Origin of the sequence: Stackebrandtia soli, assembly GCF_965137155.1 — a bacterium.
In the GTDB taxonomy this organism is placed as follows: domain Bacteria; phylum Actinomycetota; class Actinomycetes; order Mycobacteriales; family Micromonosporaceae; genus Stackebrandtia; species Stackebrandtia soli.
This window is the reverse complement of record NZ_CBCRZX010000001.1, coordinates 71,133-95,242: the sequence shown is the minus strand read 5'-3', so window position 1 is coordinate 95,242 and position 24,110 is coordinate 71,133. Positions and strand designations below refer to the sequence as shown.

General features: G+C 68.9%; 25 protein-coding genes and 1 pseudogene. 8 read left to right on the top strand and 18 right to left on the bottom strand.

What is annotated here, in order from left to right; genetic code table 11:
• Window positions 1–21: 21 nt before the first annotated feature.
• From ACM9NP_RS00485 to ACM9NP_RS00445, 9 genes are all read right to left on the bottom strand, one after another.
• The gene (locus ACM9NP_RS00485) at window positions 22–1,830 is read right to left on the bottom strand and encodes an acyl-CoA dehydrogenase family protein (RefSeq protein ID WP_415644522.1); all 1,809 of its coding nucleotides are present in this window, start codon (window positions 1,828–1,830) and stop codon (window positions 22–24) included.
• Window positions 1,827–2,831, bottom strand: a complete 1,005-nt coding sequence (locus tag ACM9NP_RS00480) for a 3-oxoacyl-ACP synthase III family protein (protein ID WP_415644521.1) — start codon at window positions 2,829–2,831, stop codon at window positions 1,827–1,829. Before ACM9NP_RS00480 ends, ACM9NP_RS00485 begins: the two co-directional genes overlap by 4 nt.
• On the bottom strand, window positions 2,828–3,838 hold the full coding sequence (locus tag ACM9NP_RS00475; RefSeq protein ID WP_415644520.1) for a beta-ketoacyl synthase N-terminal-like domain-containing protein: 1,011 nt from the start codon (window positions 3,836–3,838) through the stop codon (window positions 2,828–2,830). Before ACM9NP_RS00475 ends, ACM9NP_RS00480 begins: the two co-directional genes overlap by 4 nt.
• Window positions 3,835–5,133 carry a beta-ketoacyl-[acyl-carrier-protein] synthase family protein gene (locus tag ACM9NP_RS00470; RefSeq protein WP_415644519.1) on the bottom strand — a complete coding sequence of 433 codons (1,299 nt, stop codon included), beginning with the start codon at window positions 5,131–5,133 and terminating at the stop codon, window positions 3,835–3,837. The genes ACM9NP_RS00475 and ACM9NP_RS00470 overlap by 4 nt, the downstream gene beginning before the upstream one ends.
• Window positions 5,130–5,363 (bottom strand): acyl carrier protein, encoded by a 234-nt coding sequence (locus ACM9NP_RS00465; protein ID WP_415644518.1) that lies wholly within the window; start codon window positions 5,361–5,363, stop codon window positions 5,130–5,132. The genes ACM9NP_RS00470 and ACM9NP_RS00465 overlap by 4 nt, the downstream gene beginning before the upstream one ends.
• An 11-nt stretch (window positions 5,364–5,374) precedes the next feature.
• Entirely contained in the window at window positions 5,375–6,178 is an 804-nt protein-coding gene (locus ACM9NP_RS00460) for an SDR family NAD(P)-dependent oxidoreductase (protein WP_415644517.1), read from the bottom strand.
• A complete protein-coding gene (locus ACM9NP_RS00455; RefSeq protein ID WP_415644516.1) occupies window positions 6,175–6,915 on the bottom strand; it encodes an AfsA-related hotdog domain-containing protein in 741 nt (246 codons plus the stop codon). The genes ACM9NP_RS00460 and ACM9NP_RS00455 overlap by 4 nt, the downstream gene beginning before the upstream one ends.
• Before the next feature lie 79 nt (window positions 6,916–6,994).
• Window positions 6,995–7,756, bottom strand: a complete 762-nt coding sequence (locus ACM9NP_RS00450; protein WP_415644515.1) for an IclR family transcriptional regulator — start codon at window positions 7,754–7,756, stop codon at window positions 6,995–6,997.
• A gap of 321 nt (window positions 7,757–8,077) precedes the next feature.
• Entirely contained in the window at window positions 8,078–8,959 is an 882-nt protein-coding gene (locus ACM9NP_RS00445; protein ID WP_415644514.1) for a universal stress protein, read from the bottom strand.
• 652 nt (window positions 8,960–9,611) lie between these two features.
• On the opposite strand from ACM9NP_RS00445, the gene ACM9NP_RS00440 reads away from it, so the two are divergent.
• The gene (locus ACM9NP_RS00440) at window positions 9,612–9,866 is read left to right on the top strand and encodes a hypothetical protein (protein WP_415644513.1); all 255 of its coding nucleotides are present in this window, start codon (window positions 9,612–9,614) and stop codon (window positions 9,864–9,866) included.
• A 64-nt stretch (window positions 9,867–9,930) separates the two neighbouring features.
• Here the strand turns inward: ACM9NP_RS00440 and ACM9NP_RS00435 are convergent, their stop codons facing one another.
• From ACM9NP_RS00435 to ACM9NP_RS00420, 4 genes are all read right to left on the bottom strand, one after another.
• On the bottom strand, window positions 9,931–11,340 hold the full coding sequence (locus tag ACM9NP_RS00435; RefSeq protein WP_415644512.1) for an NAD(P)(+) transhydrogenase (Re/Si-specific) subunit beta: 1,410 nt from the start codon (window positions 11,338–11,340) through the stop codon (window positions 9,931–9,933).
• A complete protein-coding gene (locus ACM9NP_RS00430; protein ID WP_415644511.1) occupies window positions 11,337–11,726 on the bottom strand; it encodes an NAD(P) transhydrogenase subunit alpha part 2 in 390 nt (129 codons plus the stop codon). Before ACM9NP_RS00430 ends, ACM9NP_RS00435 begins: the two co-directional genes overlap by 4 nt.
• Window positions 11,723–12,895, bottom strand: coding sequence for an NAD(P) transhydrogenase subunit alpha (locus tag ACM9NP_RS00425; protein WP_415644510.1), 1,173 nt, complete (start codon window positions 12,893–12,895; stop codon window positions 11,723–11,725). The genes ACM9NP_RS00430 and ACM9NP_RS00425 overlap by 4 nt, the downstream gene beginning before the upstream one ends.
• Before the next feature lie 406 nt (window positions 12,896–13,301).
• On the bottom strand, window positions 13,302–13,748 hold the full coding sequence (locus ACM9NP_RS00420; RefSeq protein ID WP_415644509.1) for a MarR family winged helix-turn-helix transcriptional regulator: 447 nt from the start codon (window positions 13,746–13,748) through the stop codon (window positions 13,302–13,304).
• A 56-nt stretch (window positions 13,749–13,804) separates the two neighbouring features.
• Here ACM9NP_RS00420 and ACM9NP_RS00415 point away from each other — a divergent pair, with 56 nt between their 5' ends.
• Window positions 13,805–14,236, top strand: coding sequence for a MarR family transcriptional regulator (locus ACM9NP_RS00415; RefSeq protein ID WP_415644508.1), 432 nt, complete (start codon window positions 13,805–13,807; stop codon window positions 14,234–14,236).
• Window positions 14,237–14,246: 10 nt separating this feature from the next.
• Here the strand turns inward: ACM9NP_RS00415 and ACM9NP_RS00410 are convergent, their stop codons facing one another.
• A complete protein-coding gene (locus ACM9NP_RS00410; protein ID WP_415644507.1) occupies window positions 14,247–14,990 on the bottom strand; it encodes an ankyrin repeat domain-containing protein in 744 nt (247 codons plus the stop codon).
• A gap of 91 nt (window positions 14,991–15,081) precedes the next feature.
• Between ACM9NP_RS00410 and ACM9NP_RS00405 the strand changes: the two genes are divergently transcribed.
• Entirely contained in the window at window positions 15,082–15,723 is a 642-nt protein-coding gene (locus tag ACM9NP_RS00405; RefSeq protein ID WP_415644506.1) for a GntR family transcriptional regulator, read from the top strand.
• Window positions 15,724–15,732: 9 nt separating this feature from the next.
• Here ACM9NP_RS00405 and ACM9NP_RS00400 read toward each other — a convergent pair whose 3' ends face one another.
• On the bottom strand, window positions 15,733–16,239 hold the full coding sequence (locus ACM9NP_RS00400; RefSeq protein ID WP_415644505.1) for a nucleoside deaminase: 507 nt from the start codon (window positions 16,237–16,239) through the stop codon (window positions 15,733–15,735).
• 145 nt (window positions 16,240–16,384) lie between these two features.
• Between ACM9NP_RS00400 and ACM9NP_RS00395 the strand changes: the two genes are divergently transcribed.
• The 3 genes from ACM9NP_RS00395 (at window position 16,385) to ACM9NP_RS00385 (ending at window position 19,640) form a co-directional block, all read left to right on the top strand.
• Window positions 16,385–17,653: an MFS transporter gene (locus tag ACM9NP_RS00395; protein ID WP_415644504.1), complete on the top strand. Its 1,269-nt coding sequence runs from the start codon at window positions 16,385–16,387 to the stop codon at window positions 17,651–17,653.
• Window positions 17,654–18,151: 498 nt separating this feature from the next.
• Complete coding sequence (locus ACM9NP_RS00390; RefSeq protein ID WP_415644503.1) at window positions 18,152–18,382, top strand: hypothetical protein; 231 nt, start codon at window positions 18,152–18,154, stop codon at window positions 18,380–18,382.
• Window positions 18,375–19,640 carry a glycosyltransferase family 2 protein gene (locus ACM9NP_RS00385; protein ID WP_415644502.1) on the top strand — a complete coding sequence of 422 codons (1,266 nt, stop codon included), beginning with the start codon at window positions 18,375–18,377 and terminating at the stop codon, window positions 19,638–19,640. Before ACM9NP_RS00390 ends, ACM9NP_RS00385 begins: the two co-directional genes overlap by 8 nt.
• Before the next feature lie 41 nt (window positions 19,641–19,681).
• On the opposite strand, the gene ACM9NP_RS00380 is transcribed toward ACM9NP_RS00385, so the two are convergent.
• From ACM9NP_RS00380 to ACM9NP_RS00370, 3 genes are all read right to left on the bottom strand, one after another.
• Window positions 19,682–20,362, bottom strand: a complete 681-nt coding sequence (locus tag ACM9NP_RS00380; RefSeq protein WP_415644501.1) for a VOC family protein — start codon at window positions 20,360–20,362, stop codon at window positions 19,682–19,684.
• A gap of 4 nt (window positions 20,363–20,366) precedes the next feature.
• Window positions 20,367–21,212, bottom strand: coding sequence for a putative RNA methyltransferase (locus ACM9NP_RS00375; protein WP_415644500.1), 846 nt, complete (start codon window positions 21,210–21,212; stop codon window positions 20,367–20,369).
• A gap of 337 nt (window positions 21,213–21,549) precedes the next feature.
• Window positions 21,550–22,197, bottom strand: a complete 648-nt coding sequence (locus ACM9NP_RS00370; RefSeq protein WP_415644499.1) for an N-acetylmuramoyl-L-alanine amidase family protein — start codon at window positions 22,195–22,197, stop codon at window positions 21,550–21,552.
• Between the two features lie 385 nt (window positions 22,198–22,582).
• Between ACM9NP_RS00370 and ACM9NP_RS00365 the strand changes: the two are divergent.
• Window positions 22,583–23,449: pseudogene (locus ACM9NP_RS00365) on the top strand (chitinase); the annotation flags it as partial.
• Window positions 23,450–23,531: 82 nt separating this feature from the next.
• Window positions 23,532–24,098, top strand: a complete 567-nt coding sequence (locus ACM9NP_RS00360; RefSeq protein ID WP_415644498.1) for a GNAT family N-acetyltransferase — start codon at window positions 23,532–23,534, stop codon at window positions 24,096–24,098.
• Window positions 24,099–24,110 lie beyond the last annotated feature (12 nt).

Genomic DNA, 24,110 nt, shown 5'->3' with positions numbered 1-24,110 from the left:
GGTGGCGCGGACGGGCCGTGGTCAGGTCCACTGCCGTCGGGGAGTCAGCAGCGCCGTCAGAGGATCGTCCGCCGCCAGCGGACTGTCGAGTATGTCGTCGCGCATGTCGAAGGCGCCGATGAGGACCGCCGCGTCGTCCGCGAGCCGGTCACTCAGTCGGTTCCGTTCCGTCCGTGACCACTCCGTCAGAGCGGCGTCCATCAGGCCACAGTTGGCGATGACTTCGGCCCGACGCGAGATCCACCGATGCTGATGCAGCGCCGAGAGGTCGGCGAGAACGGCCCTCCCTTCGGGTCGGGCCGCCACCGCCGCGCCCATCAACTCCATGACGATCCTGTCCCCATGGACGTACGCGAGCGCCTCCGCCAGGTCCAACCACTCGTTCCACGCGCCGAACTCGTCAACCCCTGCGGATCGCGCTCGCCCCACCCGATCCATGAGTATCGACAGTAGACGGTTCTCGCACTCGCGGGCGAGTCCGATCGGATTCGCGCCGAGGTCGCCGACGTCCGATCGATCGGGCGCGTGGCCGTCGGCCAGCGCGGCCTCGACAAGCATCCGCGCGATGTCGAGCCGAGTGATCAGGTTGTCGCCCCCGGCCGAGCGGTACGCGTGGGTGAGACCGCGATACTGATTGAACAGGTCCGTCCCCGTGAACGCGATGGCGCCGCAGCGCTCCCGGCATTCGTCCACGATGGTGCTGGCGAGGTCGACGGTCACGGCCTTCAACAGGGGCAGGTAGCGGTCGACCGTTGACCATGGCGCCCATGCTTGGCCGGACGAGGAGCCCAGGTCGTCCGCGGTGAGCGTGTCGCCCTTGACGGCGTTGGCGATCGAGGTCAGCGCGTAGCCGTCGGCGAGCGCGCCCATGAGGGAGAGTCGCTGGGTGCGGTATCCGAGGATCGGTTGGCCCGGCGCGAGGCCGGCGGCCGTGACGCGATGGCGTGAATGCTGGATCGCTTGGGAGACAGCGGATTGCGTGACGGCGGTCGCGGCGGCGATGGACGCGCGCCAGACGTGCGGCGCGGCGGCGAGGGATCGACTGAGTCGGGTCGTCGGCGTCGCGATCGGATCGTGGAGGCGACCGTCGTCGTCGATGTGGGCGCCGTCGGACAGCCACCTGTCGTACGGGACGCGTACGTCGTCGAAGGCGACGGTCGCGTAGTCCAGGTCGAGTCCGGAGGTACCGACGGTCGGCTTGATGCGGACTCCGGTGTGGACCTCGGTCTCGGTGCGCAAGGGCACGATGAAGGTGAACACGCCGTGGTCGCGCTCGTCGGTGAGCAGGCGCGCGAAGACGACGGCGGTCGTCGCGACGTCGGGATGGCCGGCGTTCGTGGGGTACTTGGTGGCGTGCGGGGCGGGCGTGGAGAGCACGAAGTCGCCGTTCTCCCGGTCGTATCGCGCGATGGTCGCGATCGCGAGGTGGCTGTTGCTGCGTCCGGCTTCCGTCATGAGGAACGCGCCGGACGCGGTCCGGGCATGCCGCAGGTCGCGGTCGGGGTCGTCGCTGTTGGCGGCGACCGTGCCCGCGAAGAGACAGTGATGCAGGTTCATCGTGTGGAACAGGGCCGGGTCGGTCGCCGCCGCCCAGGCCATGACGTCGCACAGGCTCGTGGGGTCGGCGAAGAACCGCTTGTCGGGGACGATGCCCGCGTCGATGAGGTGGTGGAGTCGTCGATATGTCAGCTGATGTCTCTGCGCCGGGGTGAGTCCGGGGCGTTGGCGGAAGATCGGGTCCTGGAAGAGGGCGCGGAGTCGGTTTCGGGTGTCGGCGTTGGAGGGACCGCGTACGAACGCGGAGAGCGCGTCGGCGAGGGTGTCGGTCATGGAGTCGTGTCCTTTGTGTCATGCCATCGCAACCACACTCGGCCCCACGTCATGCCCGCGCCGATCGCGATCAGGAGGGCCGTGTCGCCGGCGCGGACGCGACCGCCGCGGGCCGCGATGTCGAGCGCGGTGGGGATCGACGCGGCACCGATGTTGCCGATGTCCTCGCCGACGATGACGATCCGGTCCAATGGCATTCCGGTGTGGTCGGCGACGATGCGGAGCGTGCGGGGGTTGGGCTGGTGGGGGATCAGCAGGTCGAGGTCGTCGAGGCCGACCGCGTGCTCGGTCAGCGCGTCGGCGATGAGGCGGGGGAGGACGGTGCGGATGTCGTCGCGGACGGCCGAGGCGTCCATGCGGATGCGGTGGGCGTCGTCGGCGATGGTGGACGCGTCGGCGGGGCGTCGGCTTCCCCCTGCGGGAATGAGGACGTGGTCGGCGCCGGTGCCGTCGGAACCGAGACGGATCGAGCGGATGCCGTGCCCGTCGGGCGCCCGGTCGATGACGGTCGCGCCCGCGCCGTCTCCGAACAGGACGGCGGTCGTGCGGTCGCGGGGGTCGAGGAATCGCGAGTAGACCTCGGTGCCGATGACGACCGCGCAGCCCGCGTCGGGGTTCGCGGAGAGCCAACCGCACGCGAACTGGAGACCGAACAGGTATCCGGCGCAGGCGGCTCCGATGTCGACGGCGGCGCCCGCGGCCCCCAGTGACGCCTGGACTCGGCACGCCGTCGACGGCCCGAGTTCGTCGGGGGTGGACGTTCCGACGACGATGAGTCCGACGTCGGCGACGTCGCGTCCACTGTCGAGGAGGCTGGCTCGCGCGGCGGCCGCGGCGAGATCGGAGGACGCCTCGTGGGGCGCCGCGCGTCGTCTGGTGTGGATTCCGGTGGAGCGGACGATCCACTCGGCGGGGATCCCGAGGTCGCGCGCCACCTCCTCGTTGTCGACGACGCGGTCCGGTAGGTGGTGTCCCGTGCCGACGATTCCCCAGGCGCTCATGGGGAACCGCCGAGGACGACGCACGCCGCCACACCGTTCGGGTCGAGGCTCGTGACGAGCAGCGCCGACCCGTCGGGGGCGTCGTCGCGCGCCGCCATCGCCAGGAGCGTCACGAGCGCGAACCCGCCGGACGCCGCCGAGGTGTCGCCCAGATGACGGTGGACGGCGACGCGACGCGGCCCCGGCACGCCGAGCGCCTCGTTGAGTCCGGCCGCTTCCGCCGCGCCGGTTCCATCGAGGGCCCCGGACGTCGCCACGGCCCAGACGTCACTCGGGAACGCGCCCGCCTGCCGCAGGGCCCGGGTGACGCACGTGCGCACGGCTTCCGTGTTGCCTCCGGGCCGGGCGAGAACGGTGGCGACGGCCGACACGCGCGGTACCGCGAGGTCGTAGGCGGGTCGGCGCACGTGAAGCATGACGCAGCCCTCGCTGACGGGAATGCCCGTCGGCGGGTCGCGGCGTTCCAACGCGGCGCGCTCGGGGGTGAGTTCCTCGGTGACGCCGCACAGGACGTCGTCGGCGCGTCCGGCCACGAGAAGCCGCCGCGCGTACTGGAGGACCAGCGGCATCGCCGTCCGTCCACCGGCGATGGTCGTGTTGGGGCCGGTCAGTCCATGCCGGATGGCGCACTGGCCGGCCGCGTAGTTCATGATCGTGACCGGGAATCGTCCCGGGTCGACGAGATACGGCTTGGGGCGGGACAGCGACGACCGGACGAAGGACAACGACGTCTCGGCGCTGCCGTAACTGGTGCCGAGCACGACCGCCGTCCGTTCGGGCCGTGGCCTCGGTCCGGTGGCGTCGAGGAGGTCCGCGACGGCGGTGACGGCGAGGCCCGTCGCGCGGTCCATCGACCGGGTTCCCTTGCCGCTCAGCTCACCGCGCAGGTCGAAGTCGGTCGCGAGCGGCGTCGCGTCGGCGGGGCGGGAGAGCGCGTCGAGGAGCGCGTCGGTGCCGGTGCCGAATCGGGATCGTATGGTGTGACCGATGATGGCGAGTCCGGTCATGACGGACTCGACGGGTGGACGGGTCTCGGCGGGGCGTCGAACGGGTGCGGATTCCTCGGGGTCATGTTGTCTCCTGAGTTGTCGGGTGTGGAGTGTGCGCGCAGTAGGATCACGGCGTTGTTGCCTCCGAACGCGAGCCCGTTGTTCTGGACGACGCGGACGGTCGCCGGTCGCGCGTCGTTCGGCACGCAGTCGATGGGGCACAGTGGATCGGTTGTACGGTGGTTGATCGTCGGCGGTAGGAAACCGGCGGTGATCGCGGTGATGGACGCGATCGCGGCTATCGCCGACGCGGCGCCCATCGCGTGCCCGATCATCGATTTGATCGATATCGTCGGCGGCGGTGCGGGCCCGAACACCTCGCGGATCGCCGCGACCTCGGTGGTGTCGTTGAGGCGGGTTCCGGTGCCGTGCGCGGAGATCAGGTCGACGTCGCCGGGCGCGATTCCGGCGTCGCGGTGGGCCGTGCGGATCGTCTCGGCGACACTGGCGGTGTCGGGGGCGACCGGGTGGACGGCGTCGCAGCCTAGCCCGAAGCCGATGATCTCCGCGAGGATCGGGGCACCCCGGGCGATCGCGGCGGAACGGTCCTCGAGGACCAGTATTCCCGCGCCCTCCCCGGTGAGGATTCCCTGCCGATCGGCGTCGAATGGGCGGCACGCGTCGGAGGCGATCGTCCCGACGCGATAGAAACCGGCGAACAGTTTGCGCGACAGGGCTTCGGCGCCCCCGCACAGAGCGATGTCGACGTCGCCCGAGCGGATCGCGTCGAAGGCGTATCCGATCGCGTAGTTTCCCGCGGCGCAGGCGGTGCCTATCGTGACGGGTTCGACGATGGACAGTCCGAGCTCGATGGCGACGCGAATGGACAGTTGGGCGGGTGCCGCGCGGACCGAATCGCCGGGCGACAAGGCATCGAGACCGCTTCGCAGTGAGGTCGCCGCGAGTGAGTCGAGCTCCGCCGCTTCTCCGTCGCAGGTGCCGACCGCGACGAGGACCGGACGCCTCGCCAACGCGTCGACGTCGATCCTCGCGTCGTCGAGCGCCAACCGCGCGGCGGCGACGGCGAAGGCGGTCGCACGACCGACCTGACCCGGTTCGCCGACGGTGAGCCACCGACGCGGATCGAAGTCGGTGATCTCGCAGGCGTTCCAGTGCGCGAAACCGGTCGGATCGAAGGAGGTGATCGGGCCTTGGCCGCTTCGACCCTCGCGCAATGCCGCCGTGAACTCCGTTCGTCCGACGCCGACGCAGCTCACCGGACCCGCGCCGGTCACGACGACGCGGCGGTTCATTCCGGTCTCGGAGGGATCAGGTCGAGGGCCTGCCGCAACGACGTGGGCGGATGGTCGGGGTCGAATTCGAGCCCGAACTCCGTTTCGAGGGCTGCGGCGATCTCGACGAGGTTGAGCGAGTCGGCGTCGAGATCGTCGGCGAAGTGGGCGTCGACGCTGATCTCGGCGGCGTCGCGTTCCAGGATCTCCGCGACGAGGGCGATCGCGGTGTCGGTCGGGGTCGAGTTCACGACTACCATCCTTAAGGGAGTTCGATGCGTCCGAGGTGGAGAAGGTTCCGCAGCGCGGGCCCGCCGGGTTGCGCGAGCAGGCCACCGTCGGCGGTGAGACACGCGCCGGTCACCATGCGAGCGGCGTCGGAGGCGAGGTAGACGACCGCTCCGGCGACGTCTTCTGGTGTGCCCCAATCGTTCTGTGGCACATCGGACAGCAGGACGTCCGAGACCTGAGGAGCGCCGTGGAAGGCCTGGGTCAGCTCGGTGCGAATCCATCCGGGAGCGATCGCGTTGACGCGGACGCCGTGCGCGCTCCACTCCACGGCGAGCGTCCTGGTCAGCGAGATCAGCGCCGCCTTCGACGCCGCGTAGTGGCCGACCATCGGTACCCCGGCGAGCCCCGAGACGGAGGCGATGTTGACGACGCGGCCGTCGCCGCGCGCGATGAGCGCGGGACCGACGGCGCGCAACATGTTCACGGCCGAGTCGAGGGTGCGGCTGAAACCCGCGTTCCAGTCGCGCGGCGTCAATTCGAGGAAGGGCCCCACACAATCGAAGCCGCCGACGTTGTTGACGAGGATGTCGACGTCGCCCACGTCGCCCAGCCTCGCGGCCACGGAGTCGGCGTCGGTGACGTCGCAGGCGATCGTCGTCGCGCCCCGGCCGGTCTCGGTGACACGTGCGGCGGAACGGTCGAGGGCGTCCTGGTCACGGGCGACCAGGACGACGTCGGCACCAGCTTCGGCGAGACCGAGCGCGATCGCCGCGCCGATCCCGCGCGACGCCCCCGTGACGAGGGCCCGGCGTCCGGTGAGATCGAATGCGTTCATGGATGTTTCCTTTCGATGGTGGCGGAGGCGATCGCGGCCGACAGCGCGTCGATCTGGGCGTTCTCCACGGCGGTCAGGCCGACGGCGGGCAACGTCATCGCTGTGAAGTCCATCGACATCACGACCGTCCCTCCCTGGATGATCTGAGTGGACAGATCGAGGTCGACGCGGCCGTCGTCTCGCTCCCAACGGGTCTCTACGGTCAGCGAAAGACTGGCGGGCAAGGGAAAGAGGAACGTCCGGAATCTGATGTCGGTCGCGCTCGTGACGAACGCGGCCGACGGTGTCGCGGGCGTCAGATAGCGGGCTGTCGTGGCCATCGCCATCTGAAGGCACGCCTCGACCTCCAACATCCCGGGCAGATGCCGCGCGCCCGTGTCCCGGTCGGCGAGCATGATGTTGGCCGGATGGATGTGCAGCGCGGCGACATAACCGGATCCGACGGGCCGCAGATCCGAGACGAGCACATTGTGGACGTGCTGCTTGTGCGTTCCGAGCCACGCCGGAGACGTCGGACGGGACTCGTCGACGATCAGATCCTCGCCGCTGGACACGACTGCGGCTCGGACCCGCGCCCAGTCGCCGGCGGTGATCGCCTGCCCGGCGACGAGGCGACGACCCAGTATCGCGGTCCCGTCCTCGATGGCCATGAGGACCCCGGTCACCGTGAAGACGCGCTTGTCGTCGCAAAAGGATCCGAAACAGTCACCGACGATGTGGACGATGTCACTGGACATGAACGCAAGGCTAGGAGCGAGTCCGAGCGGATTCGACATGTCCGCGACGACGTTCCGCACCGTGGAACATCTGAATGTCTCACATCGTCAGGCCGTGTCGTCGGACCGCGGCCGCCGCGTCCACCGCCACCTGCCGCAGGAGACTCGCGTGGTCGTCCGGTTGGAACCGTGCGACCAGCCCGGCCAGGCTCAGCGAACCGAAGGCCGTGCCCGCGTGGATCAGCGGCGCGGCAACCGCCGCGATTCCCAACACCTGCTCCTGCCGGTCGACCGCGTAGCCCCGAATCCGAACCCCCGCCAGCTCGACGGCGAGCCGCCCGGGATCGGTCAGCGTGTGCGGCGTGTACGCGCGCAGGCCGCCCGCGGTCAGGTAACGCCTCGCGAAGCCCGTGTCGTGCGCGAGCAGGACCTTGCCGCTCGCCGAACAGTGGGGATCCACTGTGGCGGTCGTCGCCAGGATCGTCTCCGTGAACGCCGCCGGATACACCACGTCCAGGACCAGCGCCTGCGTCGCGAGGTGCGCCACCAGCGACGCCGAATGCCCCGTCTGTTCGTACAGCCGCAAAAGGAACGGTTTGACGATCGTGACCAGCCTGCGGAATCGATGTTCCCGGATCGCCGCCCAATCCGATGAGGACGCCGACCGGTACTTGCGGTCAGTGCGCTCGACGACGCCGTTGCGCACGAGCGTCGCGAGCAGCCGGTGCACCGTCGACTTGGCGATGCCCGTCGACCGCGCGAGCTCCGACACGCCGCACGAATCGGCCCGCGCCTCCAGATGCGCCAACAGCAGGGCGGCCTTGTCGACGGTTCCCATAGACGGGGATCTGGGCACTGACATGCGACCTCATTCTCGAACGCCGCAGGGCGCGGCAGCGCACCCCGCGGACGCGGGGGAGCGAAGGGGGATATGGGGGCGAGCCTGCGGGGACTAAGACCACCTGGAACGGGATCTCAACGAAGACAACCGGCGGGACGTCCGATTCCGAGGTCGTGACGGGGTTGTCGGCTCATGGCATCAGATTAGTGACGTGTCGACCACGAAACTGTCTCCAAATAGACAGGTGCAATGCCGGGAGCCTTGTTGACAGCGGGCTATCGGACCGTTTCTCGGCGACACGGTGCGGCGGGGCTCACGAGCCGCCCCGCCGCACCGCGCGACCTACTGGTCCTCCCGCGTGCGCACGACCGCGACGCAGGTCTCCGCGTGATGAAGCAGATGACCGCTCGTCGAACCGAGCAGCAGACTCGCGAAGCCACCGCGACCCCGCGACCCGACCACCAGCAGTTTGGCACCACGAGCCTGCTCCAACAGGATCGTGGTCGCCTTGCCCGGCATCAGTTTCCGCTCCACGTTCACGTCCGGGAAACGCTCCTGCCACCCGGCGAGCGCCTCGGCCAGGATCGTGCCCTCGGTCGTCGCGAGTTCGTCGGGGTCGTACACGAGCGGCATGGCGTCGTCGGGAACGACGGGGTACCGCCACGCGTGGATGGCGACGAGCGGAGCTCGCCGCAGGGACGCGGTCTCGAAGGCGAACTCCAACACCGCCTGGGTCTGGCTCGAGCCGTCGATTCCGACGACGACCGAGCCGTGATTCGGCCCGGCCGGCGCGCTGTCGCGGATGACGATGACGGGGCAGTGCGCGTGTGCGGCGAGTTGAGTGCTGGTCGAACCGAGCAGGAGACTGGTGAAGCCGCCTCGCCCACGCGACCCGACGACCATGAGTTCGCACTCGCGCGACACCTCGACCATCGTCGCGCCCGCCGTCACCGAGTCGATGACCTCGTACCGGATGGACAGGTTCGGCTCGTCTTCGGCGATCTGGTCGACGAGGCCGCGCATCATGTCGTCGAGCGCTTGCCGTGTCACGTCACCGTTCGGCCAGTACAACGCCGCCTGGGCGGATGCCGTCATGAACGGCAGCACGGCCGCGTGGACGATCAGCAGCGGTCGGTTGCGTTGCTTTGCTTCGGCGACGGCGTAGTCGACGGCGGCCCGGGCATGGTCTGAGCCGTCGTATCCGACTGCGACCGGAGCTGACATGTCGTCCTCCCAAGTGGATTGTGGCGCCGGTGGGGGCGCGCTGGTGTCACGGTCGTGTCGCCGTCGTGTGGACCACGACGACTCCGAGACTCCACTTGACATGAAACGACGTTTCTCGGTCCGATTTGGGGGAATCGGTGATTCGGCGCCGCCGACCACCGTCTCCGTTCCCAGGCTGGGGAATCACGGGACCACCGACCGGCATGAGCATCTGCTTCGGAGTGGCGGGAAGGCGCTCGCGAGAACGACTGGGCACCAGTCGAACCCGGCTCGGGGGCCTCCGGCCTCCTCCCCACGGTCGACGTTACCGGGTCGAGCTGAGGCTTCCCTGAAGCGAGCTGAACGGTCTTCAGGGTCGTGACGCCGTGCCGGCTCACATCGCTCCGGCGAGCCGACTTCCCGTCCGCCACGCCCTCGTCAACGAGAGGTATATCGATCGCGATGTATGCGTTGAGGGGCGGACGCACGGACCCGAGACCGACCGACGACGAGTGTGTTCTTAGGGACCAAAGTGCCTCCGTGATACCAGAGGGACCCCGGATTCCGTTCTATTTCAAGGAAATGGCGGTTCGGCCCCGATCCGCCGCGACTGTGCTTAAAGTCCGTGGTGGCGATCGAGAAGATCGCGACAAACACTCTTACGGGGGATGGAATGTCGAACAATCGCAAGCCTGAGTCGTCCAACCGCGCTGAGAAGAAGCGGCCCGCTGACGCCCAGCGGCCCACCGCGGCCCGGACCAACCAGGCCGAGCAGCCGAACCGCGCTCGCCAGGACGCTGCCCGCGTGAAGGACAACGCGCCTCGCTCCGAGGCCGACCGCAACCGTCAGCCGAACACGACCCGCAGCCAGGCCGAGCAGCGCGCTGACGCTGAGCGCGGCAAGAAGACCACGCGTCGCACCAAGTAACAAACGCTGACGCGGCCGCCGCTCACCGGGTACCAGGTGAGCGGCGGCTCTCGTTGTGTGTGCGTCAAGCGACGAAGGTGCGCACCGCCGCCGTCAACGACAGCAGCCCCTTCTTCGCGTCCGTGAAGAACATGCCCGTCTTCGGATCCGCGTACAACTCGTTGTCGATACCGGCGTACCCGTGGCCCATCGAGCGTTTGATGACGACGATGTTGCGGGCCTTGTCGACGTCCAGAATCGGCATCCCCGAGATGGCGTTCCCGGCGCGACGCGCGGCCGGGTTCGTCACGTCGTTCGCGCCGATCACCAGGGCGACATCGACCTGCGGGAAGTCCGGGTTGATGTCGTCCATCTCCCGCAACGCGGGATACGGGACGTTCGCCTCCGCCAGGAGCACGTTCATGTGCCCCGGCATGCGACCCGCCACGGGGTGGATCGCGTAGGTCACCTCGACGCCGTGCTCCTCCAGCAACTCCGCCAGTCCGGCGAGTTCGTGCTGCGCCTGCGCGGCGGCCAGACCGTACCCGGGGACGACGACGACCTTGCGCGCGTACGCCAACAGGATCGCGACATCGTCGACGGACACGGAACGCACGCTCGCCGCGGGCCCGTCCACCATCGCGTCGCCGTCTCCCGTGCCGAAACCACCGATGATGATGTTCGCGATGGACCGGTTCATCGCGTCCGCCATCAACTTCGTCAGGATCGCGCCCGACGCGCCGACCAGAGCGCCCGCGACGATCAGGACCACCTCGCCGAGAACGAAACCGGCCATCGCGACGGCGGTGCCCGTGAAGGCGTTCAACAGCGAGATGACGACGGGCATGTCGGCGCCGCCGATCGGCAGGACCATCGTCACGCCGAACACCGACGCCGAGACCACCAGCAACACGAGTGCGCCGATGCTCTGGGGGACCGCCACCAGCCACACGGTGCCGACGACGAAGGACAAGCCGAGCACGACGTTCAACACACGGGCACCTGGGAAGATGATCGGGCGACCCGGGACGATGCCCTGGAGCTTCCCGGCGGCGACCACGGAACCCGTCAACGTGACCGCGCCGATGACGATGTCGAGCGCGCCCGGAACGGTGATGGACGCGCCGAGCGACTCCCCGCCCGCCGCATGCAGCAGGTGTTCCACGGCGATCAGCGCCGCCGCGCCACCGCCGACGGCGTTGAACAGGCTCACCAGCTGCGGCATCGACGTCATCGCCACCGACCGCGCCAGATACAGGCCCGCCGCGGAACCGATCGCGGCGCCGCACAACATGACGATCCAGCCGGTCGCCGAGACGGCGCCGCGCTCCGCGAGCAGGACGGCGGTCGCTCCGATGGCGACGGTCATCGCCCCTGCGGACAGCAGGTTTCCGCGCCTCGCCGTCGCGGGCGAGTTCATGAGGTGGAGGCCCCACACGAAACAGGCCGCGGCCGCCAGGAAGACGTATCGAATGATGGTCTCGGTGGTGGTCATGCCGTCTCCCCCGGGGTGGGCGCGGACGTCGGCGCGAGGGTGTCCTTTGTGGGCTTCTCCCGACTGGGGTCACTGCCGGGCTTCGCCCGACTGGGGTCACTGCCGGGCTTCGCCCGGAACATGTGCAGCATGCGATCGGTGACGACGTAGCCGCCGACGACGTTCATCGCGCCGAAGGCCATGGCGACGAACGCGAGGACGTAGCCGAAGGCGTTGTCGGCGGTCGCGCTTATGAACATCGCGCCGATGACGACGATGCCGTGGATCGAGTTGGCGCCCGACATCAACGGGGTGTGCAATGTGGCAGGAACCTTGCTGATCACTTCGAAGCCGACGAGGACCGCCAGCACGAACACGGTGATAGCGGTCAACAGATCAAGACTCACGCCGGTTCTCCTTTCTCGCTCGTCTCGGACGACGGCGCGAGGGCCGCCGCGATCGCGGGGTGAGTCACGGCGCCTTGGTGGGTGATGACGATGCCCGCGTTGATCTCGTCGGACAGATCGAACTCGAGGTCCCCGTCGCCCAACAGGTGCGTCAGGACGGCGGACACGTTGCGCCCCAACGCCTGCGAAGCCGCCGGGGCCATCTCGGACGGCAGGTTGCCGGCGCCGACGACGAGGACGTCGCCACGCTTGATCGTCTCCTCCGGTACGGAGCCTTCGACATTGCCGCCGAGCGGCCCGGCGGCCATGTCGATCACGACCGAGCCCGGCTTCATCCGGTCGAGGGCGTCAGCCGTGACGAGCAGCGGCGGGCGTTTGCCGGGGACCTTCGCGGTCGTGATGACGACGTCGAACCGTCCGATGTGTTCGTTGAGTTCGCGCTGCTGGGCGGCCCGTTCGTCGTCGGTGAGGGCTCGCGCGTACCCGCCCTCCCCGGCGGCCGAGGCCACCGACTCCAGGGTCAGGAACTTCGCGCCGAGCGACTCGACCTCTCCGCGGGACTGTGGACGGACGTCGTACGCCGTGACGACCGCTCCCAGTCGCCGTGCCGTGCCGATCGCGGACAGGCCGGCCACACCGGTGCCGAGGATCAGGACCGTGGCGGGGGTCGATGTGCCGGCCGCCGTCGTCAACATCGGAAAGTATCGACCGTAGTTGTCGGCGGCGAGGACGGCCGCCTTGTAACCGGCGATGTTCGCCTGGGAACTGAGCACGTCCATCGATTGCGCCCGGCTGAGCGTGCGCGGCAGCATGTCGAGGCTGATGGCCGTCACCCCGCGGCCGGCGAGGTCGGCCATGGACTCGGGTGCCGACAAGGGACTCAGCATCCCGACGAGTACCTGACCCGCTCGCAGCAGGCCGGGGGCCGGTGGGTCCAGACAGACGATCACGTCCGCCTTGTCGAAGACCTCGGCGGCGGTGTCGACGACCTGGGCCTCGGCCTTTCGATAGTCGTCGTCGGCGATGAGGGCTCCCGCGCCGGACCCTGATTGGACGACCACCTCGGCGGACGTCGCGGAACGGATTCGACCTACGGCGTCCGGTGTCACACATACCCGGCGTTCGCCGGGTGTCGGTTCTCGGATAACGCCCACGATGGGTATTGCCACGGCGCGTCACCTCGCAATCTGTTGAGGGGCAAGCTATGCACGTTGATGGCAAGCGGGGCGGCGCGTCGACTCGATGCGGGCGGTGAAGTTGCCGCGTGCGACGCCTGGCCAGCCGGACGCGCGTTCCCGGTATGACCATACTGTTTTTCCACGCGACCGTGTGACCCTCCGCACAGTGTCGGAGCGCCTTGACTGCCCGAACTCGACACGGCCGGAAGGCGAAGCGCTCCCAACGGTTTGATGGAACGGCGACGAGTTCGCGGGACTCCGCTACGGCGTCCAGTTCCGTGGCGATGCGCGGGCACCCGGCATCGCGGGCGCGATCGCGCCCGGGGACGCTTCCCCCGCGGAGTCGGAGTCGGCGTCGACTGTCTGATGTGGGTGGACGCGATGTCGGTGGGCGGGCTCAGCGCGGCCAGGCGGTGATGAAGCGGTCGAGGAGCGAGGCCAAGGTGTGGGCCTCCTCGGGAGTGAACTCCGCCAACGCTTCCTCCACATTGTGCAGTCGGGTGCGGCGGACTCGCGAGACGATGGTTCGACCGGGTTCGGTGATGTGGATGACGACGACACGGGCATCGTCGTCTCGGTGGGTTCGGGCGGCGAACTCGTCGTCGATGAGCGCGGCGGCGATGCGGCTCGCCCGGGGACGGTCCACGCCGATGGCCTCGGCGAGCTGGGAGATCGACAGCCCGTCGGCCGCGTCGAGCGCGTCCAACGCCCGGTACTTCGCGGCGTTCGCCGGGGTTGGCGCGGCGGATTCCTTGCGGTGCAGTCGTTGACGCTGTTGTTCCCGCCGGATGCGGACGAGCGCGCGTTCGATGAGGTCGGCCGGGTCGCCGTCTTGCCGGTACATGTGTGTCATATTACATTGGTTGTCAGTTGACACATATTTTCGGAGGAGAATGCGTCGTGACACATCGAACTGTCCCCATCGGGCACTTGCTGGCGCGGCTGAACCGGTTGATCGACGAGCGGTTCGCCGCGACCATCGGGGATCGGGGAATCAGTCGTCGGCAGTGGCAGCTCTTGAACGTGCTTCGGCGCGGCGACCAGACGGTGCGGGACCTCGAACTGGCGCTCGCGCCGTTCCTTGACGAGGACGCCGGTGAGGATGTGGGGTCGCAACTCGCCCCGCTGAACGCGCGGGGCCTCGTTGGTCGGACGGGCGATCGCCACGCGTTGAGCGACATCGGTCGCGCGGAGCTGGAATTGTTGCGGGGCAGCGTGAATCGCACACGTGAGATGCTGGTCGAGGGTCTCGAACCGGGCGAGTACGAGCGGACCGTCGCGACGCTGGCGCGGATGGCCGCGAATCTCGAAGGTGACGTGTCGAGTCGGTGAGCGGCGTCGGTCAGGACGCGCGATCGATCTCGGCGACGATCGCGGTGAAACCACGTTCCTCGGCGAGGCGCCGGGGGAGGACGCCGTGACCGTCGGGGATGTTCGGGTCGGCGCCGGCGTCGAGGAGCATTCCGACGACGGTGACGTACGCGTCCGATCCGTCGCCGAGGATGATCGCCTCGTGCAGGGCCGTCCAGCCGCTGTCGTTGACGTGATTGATCGGGACGCCCGCGTCGATGAGTATGCGCACGGTGTCGATGTGGGCGTGTTCGCTCGCGGGGATCAACGCGGTCCCTCCGAAGCGGTTGAGGCTCGTGACATCAGCGCCGTGCTCCAAGGTCGCGACCAGGATGTCGTCGAGTCCTTCGGCTCCGGCGTAGAGGAACGCGGAGTCGTGCAGGTCGTCGGTCGCGTTGGGGTCGGCTCCCGCCTCCAACAGGGCCAGCGCGACATCGACGTGGTTCTTCTTCGTCGCCGCGACGAGCGGTGTGCGTCCCGCCTCGCCCCGGAGTTCGAGGTCGGCGCCCGCATCGATGGCGAGCAGGGCCGCGTCGACATCGCCGCCGGCGACCGCGTCGCGGAGCAGTTCATCGGCCTCCTCCGTGCTCAGCGACGGGGGAGCGGAGGGTTGTGCGGTCTCGGAAGGGGACTCCGGCGACGGTCGGGGAGCCGGATCGTCGGCGCAACCGGCCAGCACGCCCACGGTGAACAGAGCGGTGACGATCGCGGTGGTGGGTTTCGTTCGAGCGCGCATGGGTACTCCGTTCGCTGAGGACGACGACACGGGCCGTGGCGAAAAATGGTATACCAAAAATCGGGGATCGACGAGATGGGAGAATGGTCGGATGACGGAGCCCGAACCTTTCGAACCCGAGTCGGAACGGGTCACGCGTCGGCTGCGTGACGAGATCATCGACGGTTCGCGCGCGCCGGGGAGCCGTCTCGTCGAACGGGATCTCGCCGCCGAACTCGGGGTGAGTCGACTTCCGATCCGGGACGCACTGAAGTCTCTTGTGGCGGAAGGTCTGGTGACGCCGCGTCCCCGGTCGTGGGCGGTCGTTCGGGAGTTCACGCCCACCGATGTCGCCGACCTGCACGAGGTCCGTTCCGCTTTGGAGGTGCTGACGTTCCGGCTCGCGGCCGAACGCCGCACCAGGGAGGGCCTCGACCGTCTTCGCGCCGACCTCGACGCCGAGCTGGAGGCCGCGCGGGGAGGCGACGCCGTCGCCGCGCGCCGAGCGGCGGCCGACTTCCACGAGACGGTGACCTCGATGGCCGCCAACGAGCTGTTGAGCGAGCTCGGGCGCACCACGAGCGGGCGGATGCGCTGGCTGCTCGCTCAGCACGACGACCTCATGGCGGTCGCGCTCGAGCACGCGGCGCTTTACGCGGCGATCGCCGACCGCGATGTCGAACGGACGCTCGGCCTCGTGGCGGAGCACATCGAGAACGGTCGCCGGGCGGAGGTCGACAAGCGGCGGTCGTGACCGCGCTCGTCAGTCTTCCGCCGGGCCGAGGAATTCGGCGTGCAGCGCGCGGATCTCTTCGGAGAGCGAGGGATCCGGCCCCGACACGGGCACGTCCGGCGCGACTACGTTGATCGGCAGCCCCGCGACCGGTGCGGCCGTGAAGCCCAGGCTGTGCCGCCACGAGATCAACTGCGCCGTGCTCGACGCGTAGACGATCCGCCCGAGCCCCACGAAGGCGTGCGCCGCGCTGCACATCGGACAGTGCTCGCCGGAGGTGTACACGACGCTGCTTCGGCGCTCGTCCGGTGCGAGATTGCCGGCCGCCCACCGGGCGATCGCGAACTCCGGGTGCAGCGTCGGGTCCCCTCCGCCCGTTCGGTTGCGGTCGACGAACAGCACCGATCCGGACGCGTCCGTCAGCAGGGAACCGAACGGGGCGTCACCCTCGTCGAGGGCGAGGCGGGCGAGCGCGACACAACGGCGTAGCAGGCGACGATCCGATTCGGTCACAGTGGATATCTCCACGGAACTCATTCGATCAGGCTAGCAGCCTGCCGAGTTTTGGGATACCAAACGATGGGATCGTCGCGTTCTCTGCGGCGTCCTCCGTCAGTGTCCAATGACGACTATCGAAGGTCGCGGTCCGGAGTCCTTGCGGCGCAGGGAGTACGGTCGGGCGATGGTCGAGGCCTCCATTGATCGTGAGCACCCCGTGTCCGGTGACCCGCCGACGGAACCGCCACTCTGGAGGAATCGCTCCTTCGTTCTGCTGTGGGCCTCGCGCACCATCTCCGTCATCGGTACCGCGCTCGGGCCGATGGCGTTGTCCTTCGGGGTCCTCGCGTTGCCGTCCGCGGGGATCGGCGAGCTGTCGTGGGTCCTTGCGTGTCAGGCGGTTCCGCAGGTACTGCTCATCCTGGTCGGTGGCGTCATAGCGGACCGGTTCTCCCGAGTCACGACGATGATCGTCGCCGAGCTCGTCGCGGCGGGCGCCTGGGGAGGTCTGGCGGTCGTCGTCACGATGAACGATGCGCCATTGTGGATGTTGTGTGGTCTGGCCGCGACGACGGGTATCGCCGGGGCGATGTTCGTCCCCGCCTACGACGGTGTCGTCCCCGAAGCGATCGCGGCGGCCCAGCGGCAAGCCGCGAACGGTTATCTCCGGCTCGGACTGAACGTCGCCCGCCTCTCCGGATACGCGATCGGCGGCGGAGTGATCGTCCTGGTCGGTCCGGCGGCGGCCTTGGCCGCCAACGCGGTGTCCTACGTGGTCAGCGCGGCCCTAGTCGCGTTCATCCGGCTGCCTCGGCGAGCGCGAACCGGAGCGCCGAACGTCTGGGGCCAGCTCGCCGAGGGCGCTCGCGAGTTCTTCTCGCGCCAGTGGCTGTGGGCCGTGACCGCCCAGTTCTCCGTGGTCATCGCCGCCACGAGTGCCTACGCGGGGGTTCTCGGCCCGGCGCTGCTGAGCGAGGGGGTCTTCGGCGCGCCCGCTTGGGCCGCCATCGTGTCGGCACAGGCGCTCGGCACGATCTCGGGGACGGTCGTCGCGATTCGGGTACGACCCCGATACCCGATCCGGGTCGCGGCGGTGGCGGTGCTCGGGCTGGCCATGCCGATGGCGACGTTGGGCGTCGGCCTTCCCCTGGTCGTCACCGTCGTCGCGGCCTTTCTCTCCGGTGTCGCCATGGACGTGTTCGCGGTGCTGTGGCGGACGTCGGTACAGCGTTTGGTCCCGCTCGGCGCGCAATCGCGGGTGAGTTCGTGGGACATGCTCGGTTCCCTGATCCTGGCGCCGATCGGGTTGGCGGTCGCGGGTCCGCTGGCCGCGGTCGTCGGGGTGGACGTGGCGCTGCTCGGGTGCGCGGTGCTCATCACGGTCGCCACGGTCGCGGTACTGGCGTCGCCCGAAGTTCGACGCCTGCGCTCAGACGATGGACGCGCGACCTGAGAGCTCGTCGTGACGAGTCGAGTCCGTCAACGCGTCCCCGACGCCGATGGGCGACGTCGCCTCGGTCCTCCTCATTGGCGGTGCTCGGCCTTCATACCGGTTCGTCCACGCGGCATCGTGCGGGCCGCGAACACGCTCGGCGTTTCGGGTTCGCGGACCGGACACGCCCTGTCGGCACGCACCCGTCGGCGGTGCTGTTCATCGGTCCCGGCGCGAACAGGCTGCTCGGTCTGGTGTGCGACGCGCTCGCCGTCTCGGCGCGACACGAGGCGTTCGGCGAGGTCTGTTTCGCACTGCGGTCGCCGTCTGGCGGTGCGGAAGCCGATCGTGTCGAGGCGCCGCACCTGAGACGAGACACAGTAGATGTCGCGGCCAGAGATCCTCGCGTCGGTCGGGCGCGGCCGACACGAGGGCCACGTTCGTGGAAAACGTCGTCCCGAGTCGCGTGTTCGCGGGTCTACGCGCACCAGCGTGCCTATGTTGGAGACCGTGAATCGGGTGGGGACGAGAGTCGGCGCGGGGGTGTTGCTCGTCGCGGCCGTGCTGTTCGTGGTCCTACTGGTCACCGTCGAGGGCGCGGCCGAGCGCACCGGGAACGTCGTGCGCGCGGCGCTCGGATTTCTGGCCCAGTCGGTGGGCCTGTTCGTTCTCGTCGCCGGGGTGATCGCCGTCGCGCGTCGGCTCGGTTTCCCTCGGCGAGAACGAGATGAGGAGAGAGCCGGTGTTTGACGTTCTCAACGCCGTCGGCGGGATCGTCGTGATGCTCGTCCTTGGTTACGGCATCGTGTGCTTCGTGGCCCTTCAGGTGCTGGGGAACATCGTCGGCGCACGTCCGCTCCAAGTGGACGATGTCGACGACTCGTTGTCGGTCTACTATCTCGTGCCCTGCGTCGACGGGGCGGCCGTGATCGCCGGGACCGTCGAGCATTTGTTGACGCAACCGGGTGACGGTCGAGTGCTGGTGATCGACGACGGTTCGACTGATGACACCGTGGCCATCGCCGAAGAGGCGGGTGCCGCCGAGGTGTTCGTGATTCGGAGGAGCCCACCTCAGGCCCGCCAGGGGAGGAGCGCCGCTCTCAACCACGCGCTCCCGCACGTCGTCAACGAGGTGCGTCGGCGCGGGTTGGATCCGGCGCGTGTCGTGGTCTGCGTGTTGGACGTCGCCGGACGGCTCTCGCCCGACGCGCCGCGTCTCGTCGGGTCGTTGTTCGCCGATGATCGGACGGGCGCGGCACAGCTGCCCGTCCGGATTCGGAACCCCCGAACGCTCTTCGCGCGAGTTCAGGACATCGGCGTCGCGGGAACGGCATCCACCGCCCAGCATGGCCGGGACCTGCTCGGGACGGTCGTGTTGAACGGCAACGGCCAGTTCACGCGCCTGTCGGCGCTGCTGGAACTCGGGCTTGAACCGTGGAGTGACTCCTTGGCGGCGGACCTGGATCTCATGGTCTCGCTGACACTGGCGGGTTGGCGCTGCCGTACGTCGACCTCGGCGTGGGTGGAACAGGACGCCGTCGCCGGCTGGGGCGCGCTGGTGCGGCAGCGGACCCGATGGGCGCACGGCCGGTTGATGTGCGCCGGTCGCAGTTGGCGGGTGTGGCGCTCGGGGCGGGTCGGCACGATCTCGGCGACGGAGCTGTGCCTCCAACTGCTGCGGCCGTGGTGTTCGACCCTTCCGTGGTCGGTGATGGCGCCGGTGGTGTTCGCGGGCGTCGTCGTCGGCGTGTTCGCCCTGGGTTCGTGGGCCGGAGCGGGTGTCGCGGTAGCGGCGGCGCTCGGCGTGTACGCGGTCGCCTTCGTGCCGCACGCCTACGCGGCCTGGCTCTACGCCGCGCGCTCCGGCGACTACGGACTCGTCCGTTCGTACTGGGCGCAGCACGCCGCCCACGTGCTGATCGTGGTCGACTTCGTCGCCGTGTGGATGGCGTTGGCGCGGATCATGACGCGCGGATCAGGCCGCCCCGCGCACCGAGGCGACCTCTGAAGTCCACTGTGGCTTCTCGGGGCGCGTCCGGGCGTCCCTCGTCAGTCGCGGCCCTGCCAGGTCGTGACGCACGCTTCATTGCCCTCGGCGTCGGCCAGGATCCAGAATCGCGGCGCGGCGGCGTCCGAGACGAGCCGACCGCCGGCGGCGAGGGCGGCGGCCACCCGCCGCTCGGCCTCATCATGTGGGACACAGATGTCGAAGTGGATTCGATTGCGGTCCGTCCGTGGCGGGTCCATGGTCTGGAACCAGATCGCCGGTCCCTGCCATAGTGGATCGACGATGGCGTTCACCTGGCCCGACGGGGTGGGTTCGTCGACGTAGCCGAGCGCGGCCTTCCAGAACGGTCGGATCGCGTCCCGGTCGCTCGCGTCGATCGCCAGCTCTGTGATCTGCACCGATCGGGGACCCTCCATCGTCGTCGTCCAGCCACCGCGGTCGAGCGCCTCCGTGATCGTCCCTGCGAGGCGGGCTTCGACGGCGGTGACGGCGGTGATGCTCGGCGGGTACAGCGTCAGATCCACGTGCGTCGGGCGGAGATCGACGCGCAGGCTCGACACGTCGGCCCCGCACGCGGCCACCGCCACGGCGGCGACCTCGACACCGTCGGTCATCGACGAGACGGGCACCATCGTCCGCAGTGCCCCCAAGAGGTAGCGCCATCCGAAACGGGCGGTCAGGTCGCTCGCGCGCTGTCGTTTCAGGGCCGATGCATTCGTCATGGCCTCACTGAACCACATAGCCGGTGACGTCGACGGACACGGTGACGGTCAGAGGTTCCGGCAGAGCGGCGACCGCTCGGGCGAGCTCGTCGTGGTCGACGTGGTGTGCGCTCGGTCCCATGAGGACGTCATCGATGATGTCCGCGTGGGTGAACGCGGCACGATGATGGACGGCCGTGTGGGAGACGGTTGTGAAGCCCCGCAGCTGTTCGTCGAGTCGTTCGCGCTTGCGCGGGTCGACGCTGATCATTCCAAGAGGTTCGACGAGTTCGCGGAGGTGGTCCGCGCGTGGAGTGACGACGACGAGCCGTCCGCTCTCGCGCAGGACGCGGGCGATCTCGGCGGCGTTGCGCGGACCGAACACGCTGAGCACGACGGCCGCCTGACCGTCGAGTATGGGCAGATCCTGCCAGACGTCGGCGCGGACGGAGGCCAACCGTGAATGCCCCCGGGCCGCCCGACGCGCGGCGAAAGTGGATAGATCCAGGTTGAGCCCGAGCAGCCCGGGATGGCTGGCTAGCACGGTGGCCAGATAGTGCCCGGTGCCTCCGGCCGCGTCGACGCACAGGCCGGAGACGTCGCCGATCGCGTCGCTCAGCGTGCTCGCGATGGGGTCGTAGTGCCCCCTGGCGAGGAAACGCTGTCGGCGTTCGACCTGGTCGGCGGTGTCGCCGGTGTTGGCCCGCGATCCGCCGGTGAGCAGTGAGACGTAGCCCTGGCGGGCGATGTCGTAGCCGTGTCCGGTCGGACAGCGCAGGGCGGTGCCGTCATGCCGCAGCGGTTCCCGGCAGACCGGGCACCGCAGGGCGGAAGTGACGCGAGACAGTGCGGTGTCGGCCGGTTGATTCACGCGGGACATCCTAGAGGCCGCGGTGGTGCGTAAAGGGCGTGGCCGACGGCGGATCGCGCGGCTCGCCTGTGAGAGGCACGCCCGGCGCGAGGTGGTCGGTGGTCTCGGGCGGGTCCGATGACGTGTGCGAGGCCGTCGGATCACGGGTTGAACGGCCTCGGCGGTGTTCCTGGGCTTTGTCGATCATTGACTCGATGCCGCCGAGTCGTCGAACCATGAAGAGCCCCATGAGCAACCGGTATCGGGTTGACCATCCACGTACGACGGACCGCACTCGGGGGAGTGCGGTCCGTCGTCGGCGTCGAGAGGACGAGTGCCGGGTTTCGTCTGCGCGCGTCTACAGGCCGAGGATCTGGGCGATCCCGTTGGAGTGTCCGCGGGCGATGCCGGCGCGGAAGTCGGCGCGGCCGAGCAGGGCGGCGTCACTGGCGCGGTCGATGAAGAGGTTCTCCGTCAAGATCGCCGACATCGACGTGTAGCGCAGCACGTAGAAGTTCGCCGTCTTCTTGCCGCGGTCGGTCACCGACGCCACCGAGCGCATGCCGGACAGGACCGCCGGGTGCAGGATGTTGTGGGCGTTGACGGTTCCCGATCCGGTCGAGGTGTAGCGGTAGCTCTCGAAACCGGTGCCGCCGCCAGCATTGATGTGGATGCTCACGAACAGGTTCGCGCCCCACGCGTTGGCGTCCTGGACGCGCCAGTCGAGGCTGCGGGCGATGTCGCTGGTGCGGGACATACGGACCGTCGCGCCCCTGGCCTGCAGCAATGTGCGGGTCCGGAGGGCGATGTCCAGGGTCAGGTTCTTCTCCTGGAGACCGTTGCCGACGGCGCCCGGGTCGCTGCCGCCGTGTCCGGGGTCGAGGTAGACCTTGACGGCGTTCGTGCTCGGCTCGGCGAAGGCGCTGCCGGCGACGAGGGGGGCCGCCGCGAGACCCACGACGCCCGCCATGAGGGCGCGGCGCCGAGTCATCTTCGTGTCGTTCATTGCTTCTCGCATTCGTCTGGGGGAAGGGCCAACGGCCGCATTCTGGACATTATGGTGGTGGTTTTCTCCGCAATAGTCAAGGTTGGTGGAGAATCTCGCCGACTGTTCGCGACAGTCCCACTGCGGGCCAACCGTTCGACGTATTGTCCGTCCATTAGGTCCTATGTTGCCTTGACTGAGGCGTCGATCGCACATACATTGGCATGTATCGATTGATAAGACTCCTAACGGTAGGGAGTCCCGGTCCTCGAGAAGGAGTACCCACATGCGACATAAGGCCGCCGTCGCGGCGCTCGCCACCGCGACCATGTTGTTGACTTCAAGCGGCGCCCACGCCGCCGATTCGTCCTCGGAACCCGGCACTCCGGTGACGATCGACGCGGGTATGTCCGCCGCGCCATACCTCTACCTCGGCTGGGGCGAACCGCCTAGCCCGAGCACCGTCATGGCGGCGACCGGCGTCGACTGGTTCACGATGGCGTTCATCCTCTCCGACGGTGGCTGCTCGCCCGCGTGGGACGGCGCGCGCCCACTCCACGGTGGTGTCGATGAGCAGGCCATCAACGAGATCCGCGCCAACGGCGGCGACATCGTCCCGTCGATCGGCGGATGGAGCGGCAACAAACTCGGCCCGAACTGCGGCAGCGCCACCGAGCTCGCCGCCGCCTATCAGGAGGTCATCGACGCGTACGACCTCAACGCGATCGACGTGGACATCGAGAACTCCGACGAGTTCGAGAACGAGATCGTTCAGGACCGCATCCTCGGCGCATTGAAGATCGTCGAACAGAACAACCCCGGAATCACGACGATCCTCACCTTCGGTACCGGCGTGACCGGGCCGACGTGGTGGGGTCAACGCCTCATCGATCGTGCCGCGGAACTCGACGTCGGTGTCGACGTCTACACGATCATGCCGTTCAACTTCGGTGGCGGCTCCGACATGTACGGCAACACCGTGTCCTCCGCGGAGGGACTGAGCTCGGCGCTACAGGCCGCGAACGGCTGGGACGTCGCGACGGCGTACGCCCACATGGGCATCTCCGGCATGAACGGCCTGTCGGATCAGGGCGAGGAGACGACGACCGCCACCTGGACGTCCATTCGGGACTGGGCCCGGTCCAACGGCCTGGCGCGACTCGCGTTCTGGTCGGTCAACCGTGACCGTCCCTGCTCCGGGGCACCGGCCGCCAACTGCAGCGGGACACCCCAGTCGGACTGGGAGTTCACCGCGATCACGGCGGCGTTCTGATCGGCTCGGACGGGCGGCGCCGCTCGACCCAGGCGCCGCCGCCCCACTCAACGATCCCGCCGTGCTGTGGCACAGTGGCGCGGTGACCGCGACGATCCCACCGACACAACTGACGCTTCGGCCGTGGCGGCCCGGCGACGCGGGCGCGGTTCTCGCCGCCTTCGCGGGCTCCGACATGGCCACCCAGTCCGGGGAGCCGATCATCGATCTCGCGGGTGCCCGACGGTGGCTGGACTGGCCGATGTCATTGGCCGGCAGTGGAACCGGGTACGCCTTCGCCGTGACCCTCGACGCCGACGAACCCGTGGCCAACGTCGCTCTGTCCAATATCGATAGACACGGTTGCGGGTGGGTCTCCTACTGGACGGCCGAGCGGGTCCGAGGACGAGGGATCGCGTCGAGTGCCCTCGTGGCCGCCGTCGCCTGGTGGCACGACATCGCGGGCATTCCCAGACTCGAACTCGGCTACCGGTTGAACAACCCCGGGTCGGCGAGCGTCGCGGCGTCAGCCGGATTCATTGTGGAGGGACGACAGCGGGGCAAGCTGTGCTATGACGGCGTGCGGTACGACGTGGAAACGGCCGCCAGGCTCGATGCCGACCCTCGCCCGGCCGCGCGGCATCCCTCGCTCGTCATCGGCCACGACTGAGCCGAGCGCCGG

Coding starts and splice junctions, on each gene's coding strand:
- ACM9NP_RS00400 (WP_415644505.1), bottom strand. CDS start 16,239: ATGAGTTCCGTGGAGATATCCACTGTGACCGAATCGGATCGTCGCCTG.
- ACM9NP_RS00470 (WP_415644519.1), bottom strand. CDS start 5,133: ATGAACCGCCGCGTCGTCGTGACCGGCGCGGGTCCGGTGAGCTGCGTC.
- ACM9NP_RS00475 (WP_415644520.1), bottom strand. CDS start 3,838: ATGACCGGACTCGCCATCATCGGTCACACCATACGATCCCGATTCGGC.
- ACM9NP_RS00410 (WP_415644507.1), bottom strand. CDS start 14,990: ATGCGCGCTCGAACGAAACCCACCACCGCGATCGTCACCGCTCTGTTC.
- ACM9NP_RS00420 (WP_415644509.1), bottom strand. CDS start 13,748: ATGTACCGGCAAGACGGCGACCCGGCCGACCTCATCGAACGCGCGCTC.
- ACM9NP_RS00380 (WP_415644501.1), bottom strand. CDS start 20,362: ATGACGAATGCATCGGCCCTGAAACGACAGCGCGCGAGCGACCTGACC.
- ACM9NP_RS00485 (WP_415644522.1), bottom strand. CDS start 1,830: ATGACCGACACCCTCGCCGACGCGCTCTCCGCGTTCGTACGCGGTCCC.
- ACM9NP_RS00445 (WP_415644514.1), bottom strand. CDS start 8,959: ATGTCAGCTCCGGTCGCAGTCGGATACGACGGCTCAGACCATGCCCGG.
- ACM9NP_RS00460 (WP_415644517.1), bottom strand. CDS start 6,178: ATGAACGCATTCGATCTCACCGGACGCCGGGCCCTCGTCACGGGGGCG.
- ACM9NP_RS00450 (WP_415644515.1), bottom strand. CDS start 7,756: ATGTCAGTGCCCAGATCCCCGTCTATGGGAACCGTCGACAAGGCCGCC.
- ACM9NP_RS00435 (WP_415644512.1), bottom strand. CDS start 11,340: ATGACCACCACCGAGACCATCATTCGATACGTCTTCCTGGCGGCCGCG.
- ACM9NP_RS00455 (WP_415644516.1), bottom strand. CDS start 6,915: ATGTCCAGTGACATCGTCCACATCGTCGGTGACTGTTTCGGATCCTTT.
- ACM9NP_RS00405 (WP_415644506.1), top strand. CDS start 15,082: ATGACGGAGCCCGAACCTTTCGAACCCGAGTCGGAACGGGTCACGCGT.
- ACM9NP_RS00480 (WP_415644521.1), bottom strand. CDS start 2,831: ATGAGCGCCTGGGGAATCGTCGGCACGGGACACCACCTACCGGACCGC.
- ACM9NP_RS00440 (WP_415644513.1), top strand. CDS start 9,612: ATGTCGAACAATCGCAAGCCTGAGTCGTCCAACCGCGCTGAGAAGAAG.
- ACM9NP_RS00395 (WP_415644504.1), top strand. CDS start 16,385: ATGGTCGAGGCCTCCATTGATCGTGAGCACCCCGTGTCCGGTGACCCG.
- ACM9NP_RS00370 (WP_415644499.1), bottom strand. CDS start 22,197: ATGAACGACACGAAGATGACTCGGCGCCGCGCCCTCATGGCGGGCGTC.